Source organism: Arthrobacter sp. 35/47 (assembly GCF_000520475.1).
In the GTDB taxonomy this organism is placed as follows: Bacteria; Actinomycetota; Actinomycetes; order Actinomycetales; family Micrococcaceae; genus Arthrobacter_D; species Arthrobacter_D subterraneus.
Window position 1 is genome coordinate 26686 of the sequence record NZ_KI914602.1, and the last position, 6186, is coordinate 32871.

Sequence of the window (6186 nt, forward strand, 5' to 3'; positions counted from 1 at the left end):
CGGGTACAACCGCGGGCAGGTGCTGTACCGGATCGCGGAGATCCTGGACGGCCGCCGGGCGCAGTTCGCCGAGGAAATCGCCGCGTTCGAGGGTGTTTCGGCGTCCGCGGCGCAGGCCCAGGTGGACGAGGCGATCGACCTGTGGGTCTGGTACGCCGGCTGGGCGGACAAGTACGTGCAGGTCGCGGGCAACGGGAACGCCGTGTCGGGTCCGTTCTTCAACCTGTCCGTGCCCGAGCCCACCGGTGTGGTGGCTGTGATCGCACCGCAGACGGGAAGTTCGCTGCTCGGCTTTGTCCGCGCGGTGGCGCCGGTCCTCGTGAGCGGGAACACCGTCGTCGTGATTCCTTCCGAGAAGGCGCCGCTGGCGGCGTTGAGTCTCGGTGAGGTGTTCGCGACCAGTGACGTGCCGGCCGGCGTCGTCAATGTGCTCAGTGGGTCACCCGCGGAGATCGCGCCGTGGCTCGCCGCGCACGCCGACGTCAACGCCCTGGACCTCCTAGGCGCCGGGGAGCTGGACTGGGTGGACCTGCAGATCGCCGCCGCAGACTCCCTGAAGCGGGTGCTCCCGCCGGAATCAGGGCCCGACGCCGGTGCCCCCTCCCTGGAACGCATCGCGTTCTTCACGGAAACCAAGACCGTATGGCACACCAAGGGTCTGCTGTAGGTCCTCATCTCCGCGGGACTGCCCACTGAGCCGACGTACTCACCGGGCAGTTCACGCGTGAGCCCACCGAGATCTGCAACCCGGTGGGCATTCGTGGTGAGCTAGAGCGACTCCGCCTTCGCCGCGATTTCCGCGAGGTCCTTCGCGAGGGCCTTGCGCGTGGCGAGCAGGCCGAGCTTCCCGAAGAGCGCCATCGCGATTTTGGTGGCCCGCGAGGGATCGACCATCTCGGCGCCGAAGGTCATGGTCAGGTCCGTGCCGCCGTCGCGCTCGGTGAGGGTCATTCGGGAGGTGTAGTCGGCCTTGCCCTGGAGTGCCTTCACCGTGGTGCTGCGGGGCGGGTCCGCCTGCGACACCCACATCTCAACGGTCTCTGACCGGCCCATCATGGTGCGCGTTTCCTTCCAGCGGGTCCCTTCACCGTACGGGCCGTCGCTGAGCATCTCGATCCGGTTGACGCCGGAGAGGGTGTCGGCCGAGCCCGGGATGTCGGTGATGACAGCCCAGACCTTTTCCGGGGGAGCGTTGACATGCTGGGTCAGGCTTACTGTGTGGTCCATGGCATCGAGCCTAGCCGCCGCCGGTCCCATTGAGCTGCTACGCCCAGCGGGAAGGAACGGTTCGTTCCCACTGGAACGCGCCACTCAGTGGGATTAACGGGCCCAGGGTTGAAGAACCCGCCTAAAAGGGGTGGAGGAGCCGGTGCACAAAACGCCTGGTCCGCTCCTCGGACGGGTTGCGCAGCACCCTCTCGGGCGGACCGTGCTCAACCACCACGCCGCCGTCCATGAACACCACCTCGGTGGCCACCTCGCGGGCGAACGCGAGCTCGTGGGTGACGAGGACCATGGTCCAGCCCTCGTCGGCCAGCTCCTTGATGACGGAGAGCACTTCGCCCACGAGCTCCGGATCCAGTGCGGACGTCGGCTCGTCGAACAGCAGCAGCGTCGGCTTCAGCGCCAGCGCCCGGACAATACCCACGCGCTGCTGCTGCCCGCCGGAGAGCTCATGCGGGTACTGGTCCTTCTTCTCCGCGAGGCCCACGCGGCGCAGCAGGTCCTCGGCGTCACGCACGGCCTCGGCCCGGGGGCGCCGCTGGACCTGCACCGGTCCCTCGATCACGTTCTCCAGCACCGTCATGTGCGGGAAGAGGTTGTAGTGCTGGAACACCATGGCGCTGCGGTCGCGCAGGGCCATGAGCTGGCGCCTGGGCACGTTGGAGCCGAAGTCGACGGCGGGGTCGCCCTCAAAGGTGACGCGGCCGGCGTCGGGAATTTCCAGTCCGTTCAGGGAGCGCAGCACGGTGGTCTTGCCGGAGCCGGAGGGGCCCACCAGCGCAACCACGCCACCGGAGGCAACCGAGAGGTCGATCGAGCGGAGCACCTCGTTGTCCCCGAAGGACTTCCGCAGCCCCTCGACTTTCAGCACATCAGTGGGCGACATAGCGGTCCAGCCTCTTCTCCAGTCGGGACTGTCCAGCCGAGAGGACCAGACAGAAGACCCAGTACACGGCCGCAGCCTCAATATAGAGCAGCATGAACTGCTGGCTGAACGCGGCAATCTCCTGGGCCTGGCGGAACAGCTCGGTGACGAGGATCAGTGACGCCAGCGAGCTGTCCTTCACCAGTGAAATGAAGGTATTCGACAGCGGGGGGACCGACACCCGTGCCGCCTGCGGAAGGATGATCCGGCGCAGCGCCAGGGTACGGGACATGCCGATGGTGTGCCCGGCCTCCCACTGCCCGCGGGGGACGGACAGGATGGCGGCGCGGATGATCTCGGCCGCGTAACCGCCCACATTGAGCGAGAACGCGATGATCGCGCTCGGCCACGGATCGATGGTCAGCCCGATCGAGGGCAACCCGTAGAAAATGACGAACAGCTGAACCAGCAGGGGAGTACCGCGGATCACCGACACGTACGCCCGGCCGATTCCGGACACCAGCCGGTTGGCGCTGAGCCGCATGAGCGCCACGAGCAGGGCCAGCATCAGGCCGAAAGCGAACGACGCCAGCGACAGCGGAATGGTGCCGGTGAGCCCGCCCTGGACCAGCGGCCAGAGTGAGGTCAGGGCGAGATCCCAGTCAATGTCCATGAGTTCCTACGCTATCGAAGGTGGGCGGGTAACGGGTGTCCGCACAGACTGACGGCGGGCGCCCCGTCAAGGTGCCCGCCGTCGTCGTCGTGGTGGTTATTCTGCGCTGACGTCTTCGCCGAAGTACTTCTCGGAGATTTCAGCGAGGGTGCCGTCCTCGCGCAGCTCCTCCAGGGCCGAGTTGACGGCCTCGACCAGGTCATCGCTGCCCTGACGGAACGCCAGCGCGCTGCGGGACTGCTCCTCGGTCTCCGCGGCGATCTTGATCGCGTCGTTCGGGGTGGACTTCTGGTAGTCGAGGAAGGTCAGCTCATCGTTGATCGTGGCATCCACGCGGCCCTGCTCGAGGAGGGTGACGGACTGCGCCCAGCCCTCAACGGCCTCGATCTCGGCGCCGCTTTCCTCGGCCAGCTCGTACCAGTTGCTGGTGAGCGACTGCGCGGTGGTCTTGCCCTCGAGATCCTCGAAGGACGTGATCTCGCTGTTGTCAGCCGAGGTCACGATGACGCCGTTGCTGTAGGTGTACGGCACGGAGAACGAGTAGGTTTCCTCGCGCTCCGGGGTGATGGACACCTGGTTGGCGATGACGTCGAAGCGGCCTGCCTCAAGCCCGGCAAAGATGGCGTCCCACTGGGTCTCCTCGAACTCAGCCTCAACGCCGAGCTTCTCCGCGACGGCGGTGATGACCTCGACGTCGTAGCCGGTCAGCTCGCCGGCGCCGCCCTCGTGGAAGGTGAAGGGCTTGTAGGTGCCTTCGGTTCCGACGGTCAGTACACCGGACTCCTGAATCTCAGCGAGGGTGGTGCCGCCGGTGGACTCGGAGGCGCCTTCGGACGCGGTGTCGGAGGAGGCTGATGAACCGCAACCGGCAACCGCAAGAAGGATGGCGGTCGCGGCGCCGAGCAGCGGAAGACGGCGAGAAATCATGGGGATATCCTTTGACGCTGTGAATGGGATGCCCGAGTGCGGGCAGCTATCCATTCCAGCAGTCGACGGCGCCCACTTATTCCCCTCTGTCACACTGCGTAACATTTGGGCCGGGTGCACCCGCAGACGCGACTGGGGGCCCGCACAGCGGACCCCCAGTCGACCAATTGCCGGATTCAGGCCTTGCGGTCGCCCTTCGCCATCCGCGGTCCGGTGTCGGACCGGCCGAGGATTGTCTGGGGAATCCAGAACGCCAGGAAGAAGAGTGTGAGACACACCGCAAACGGCCAGACGTTGGTCTTCTCGAAGAACGTCAGCGAGTAGATCGACAGCGCAAAGAGAATGAACATCACCGCGAAGGCGACGATGTTGGTCAGCAGGTGTCCATCGCCGGAGTGGGTCGGGCGCTTTTCGCGCGGTTGGCGTACCGGGTGTGCCATGAGTCTCCTCGTGTCTGATGCGTGGCGTGTTTCCCTAACTCTATCGTTCGGCGCGGGCCGATGCTGCGCCGCGGTTCACCCCAGAATCAGCTTGATGGCAAGGCCCAGCATCACCACGCCGATGATGCAGTCCACCACCCGCCAGGTACGCGGACTGTTGAGCACTCCGGACAGTGCGCGGGCACCGTAGCCGAGAGCGCAGAACCAGAGAATGCTGCCGACGACGGCGCCGGCCGCGAACACCCACCGCGTTCCGTTTTCCTGCTGGTTGGCCAGGCTGCCCAGGAGCACCACGGTGTCCAGGTAGACGTGCGGGTTGAGGTAGGTCAGCGCGAGGGTGGTGGCGACCACGGATCCCCGGCTGCGCGGTGCCTCGGCCGCGAGCGCCGCCGGTTTGAAGGCCGACCTGAAGGACCGGACGGCCCACCACGTCAGGTACGCGGCGCCGCCCCAGCGCAGGAGGTCCAGCGCAACGGGGAAACGGGACACGAGCGCGCCGATTCCGGCTGTGCCAACCAGGATCAGGAGCGCGTCACTGACGATGCAGAGCGCCACCACAACGCCCACGTGTTCGCGGCGGATGCCCTGGCGCAGCACAAAGGCGTTTTGTGCTCCGATGGCGATGATGAGGGCGAGCCCGGTGAGGAGGCCGGTGCCCCAGATACTCAGCATGGCGTCAACGGTAGCCAGCGCACCGGATGTAGACAAACAAAAGAATTGCAAGATGCATTAGATTTGCTTCATGCAATTCGAACAGCTGCGGGCCCTGGCGGCAATCATCGACGAGGAGTCCTTCGAGGGTGCCGCCGACGTTCTGCGGGTCACGCCCTCGGCCGTCAGCCAGCGCATCAAGGCGCTCGAAGCGTCGGTGGGCCAGGTGGTGGTGCGCCGGGGGACACCCTGCACCCCGACGGAGGCAGGCTCCGTGCTGCTGCGCATGGCCCGGCAGGTACAGCTCATCGAGGCGGAGACCCGTGCGGCGCTGGGCCAGGGTGTTGCGGCCCGGAGCGTCACCCCGGTGGCCGTCAACGCCGATTCGCTGGCCACCTGGTTTGTGCCCGTGCTGGGGGAAGCGGCGGGTTGGGCGGACACCACGCTGGACCTGCGCGTCGAGGACCAGGACCACAGCAGCAGGCTTCTCCGCCAGGGTGACGTTCTCGGTGCTATCACGTCCGATCCGGCTCCGGTCAACGGCTGCCGCGCGGAACTCCTCGGCTCTATGCGCTACCTGCCCGTGGCCACGCCGGACCTGCACCGCCGGTTCCGGAACAACGACGGCGCCGACTTCACCTGCCTGCCGATGATCCAGTTCAACGCCAAGGATGACCTGCAGCAGCGGTTCCTCCAGACCCGCGGCGTCAGCCAGCCTCCGCCGCGGCACCTCATTCCGTCCTCCGAGGGTTTCCTCGCAGCCCTTCGCGCCGGCCTGGGCTGGGGCATGATTCCCGAGCTGCAGCTGGAGGCAGACCTGACGGACGGGACCCTGGTGCTGCTCGAGGAGGACGCCGAAGAAAATGTGCAGCTGTACTGGCAGACCTGGACCCTGAACTCGGAGCGCCTGAACCGGCTTACGGAGGCGATCCGCAGGGCGGCGCACCTCCTGCGTACCGGAACTTCTGCGCAGATCCGGTGAGCTGACGCCGTCGCATCCCGCCATAGACGCACAAAAGTTCCGGTGCGGGGGTTAGAGCTGCAGCCGGTACCCGCGCTTGATGACTGTCGCCACCAGGTTCGGCTCCGGCAGGGACTTCCGCAAGCGGCTGATCGTCATGTCGAGGGCATGTTCACCGGCGTCACCGGGCAGCACCCCGACAAGCTGCTCGCGGGACAGGACCGCGCCGTTGGCCTCGACCAGTGCCCGGAAAAGGCTCATCGGAGCCGGCGCCAGCTCCACGGCGTTCCCGTCGATCCGCAGGTTCTTCCCGCGCAGCTCGATCAGCCCGTAACGGCTCGGATACTGCAGCACCCGGTGCTGGCCGAGGTATTCACACACCAGCCGGATCAGCGCGCCCATCCGGTACCGCTCCGGAATCAGCGGCGAGATACCCGCCTCCACC

General features: G+C 66.6%; 9 protein-coding genes. 2 read left to right on the top strand and 7 right to left on the bottom strand.

The genetic code is table 11. The features are described 5' to 3' along the window. A partial coding sequence (locus X803_RS19235) for an aldehyde dehydrogenase family protein (RefSeq protein WP_035778593.1) occupies nucleotides 1-667 on the top strand: 667 nt, incomplete at its 5' end. A 101-nt stretch (nucleotides 668-768) separates the two neighbouring features. Here the strand turns inward: X803_RS19235 and X803_RS0110445 are convergent. The 6 genes from X803_RS0110445 to X803_RS0110470 form a co-directional block, all read right to left on the bottom strand. Then, a complete protein-coding gene (locus X803_RS0110445) occupies nucleotides 769-1227 on the bottom strand; it encodes an SRPBCC family protein (protein ID WP_026545095.1) in 459 nt (152 codons plus the stop codon). Nucleotides 1228-1348: 121 nt separating this feature from the next. Further along, nucleotides 1349-2110, bottom strand: coding sequence for an amino acid ABC transporter ATP-binding protein (locus X803_RS0110450; RefSeq protein WP_026545096.1), 762 nt, complete (start codon nucleotides 2108-2110; stop codon nucleotides 1349-1351). After that, nucleotides 2097-2756, bottom strand: coding sequence for an amino acid ABC transporter permease (locus X803_RS0110455; RefSeq protein WP_026545097.1), 660 nt, complete (start codon nucleotides 2754-2756; stop codon nucleotides 2097-2099). Before X803_RS0110455 ends, X803_RS0110450 begins: the two co-directional genes overlap by 14 nt. A gap of 102 nt (nucleotides 2757-2858) precedes the next feature. Beyond that, a complete protein-coding gene (locus tag X803_RS0110460) occupies nucleotides 2859-3689 on the bottom strand; it encodes an amino acid ABC transporter substrate-binding protein (protein ID WP_026545098.1) in 831 nt (276 codons plus the stop codon). Nucleotides 3690-3865: 176 nt separating this feature from the next. Next, nucleotides 3866-4129, bottom strand: coding sequence for a hypothetical protein (locus tag X803_RS19240; protein ID WP_051470659.1), 264 nt, complete (start codon nucleotides 4127-4129; stop codon nucleotides 3866-3868). A 75-nt stretch (nucleotides 4130-4204) separates the two neighbouring features. After that, nucleotides 4205-4801, bottom strand: a complete 597-nt coding sequence (locus tag X803_RS0110470; RefSeq protein WP_026545099.1) for a LysE/ArgO family amino acid transporter — start codon at nucleotides 4799-4801, stop codon at nucleotides 4205-4207. 70 nt (nucleotides 4802-4871) lie between these two features. On the opposite strand from X803_RS0110470, the gene X803_RS0110475 reads away from it, so the two are divergent. Further along, nucleotides 4872-5762, top strand: a complete 891-nt coding sequence (locus tag X803_RS0110475) for a LysR family transcriptional regulator ArgP (protein WP_026545100.1) — start codon at nucleotides 4872-4874, stop codon at nucleotides 5760-5762. A gap of 51 nt (nucleotides 5763-5813) precedes the next feature. Here X803_RS0110475 and X803_RS0110480 read toward each other — a convergent pair. After that, nucleotides 5814-6186, bottom strand: a 373-nt coding sequence (locus X803_RS0110480; protein WP_026545101.1) for a winged helix-turn-helix domain-containing protein, incomplete at its 5' end; no start/stop codon positions are given.

Bases quoted from the DNA above. Each gene is read 5' to 3' on its own strand.
- X803_RS0110460 (WP_026545098.1), bottom strand. From the start codon at position 3,689: ATGATTTCTCGCCGTCTTCCGCTGCTCGGCGCCGCGACCGCCATCCTT.
- X803_RS0110475 (WP_026545100.1), top strand. From the start codon at position 4,872: ATGCAATTCGAACAGCTGCGGGCCCTGGCGGCAATCATCGACGAGGAG.
- X803_RS19240 (WP_051470659.1), bottom strand. From the start codon at position 4,129: ATGGCACACCCGGTACGCCAACCGCGCGAAAAGCGCCCGACCCACTCC.
- X803_RS0110450 (WP_026545096.1), bottom strand. From the start codon at position 2,110: ATGTCGCCCACTGATGTGCTGAAAGTCGAGGGGCTGCGGAAGTCCTTC.
- X803_RS0110445 (WP_026545095.1), bottom strand. From the start codon at position 1,227: ATGGACCACACAGTAAGCCTGACCCAGCATGTCAACGCTCCCCCGGAA.
- X803_RS0110470 (WP_026545099.1), bottom strand. From the start codon at position 4,801: ATGCTGAGTATCTGGGGCACCGGCCTCCTCACCGGGCTCGCCCTCATC.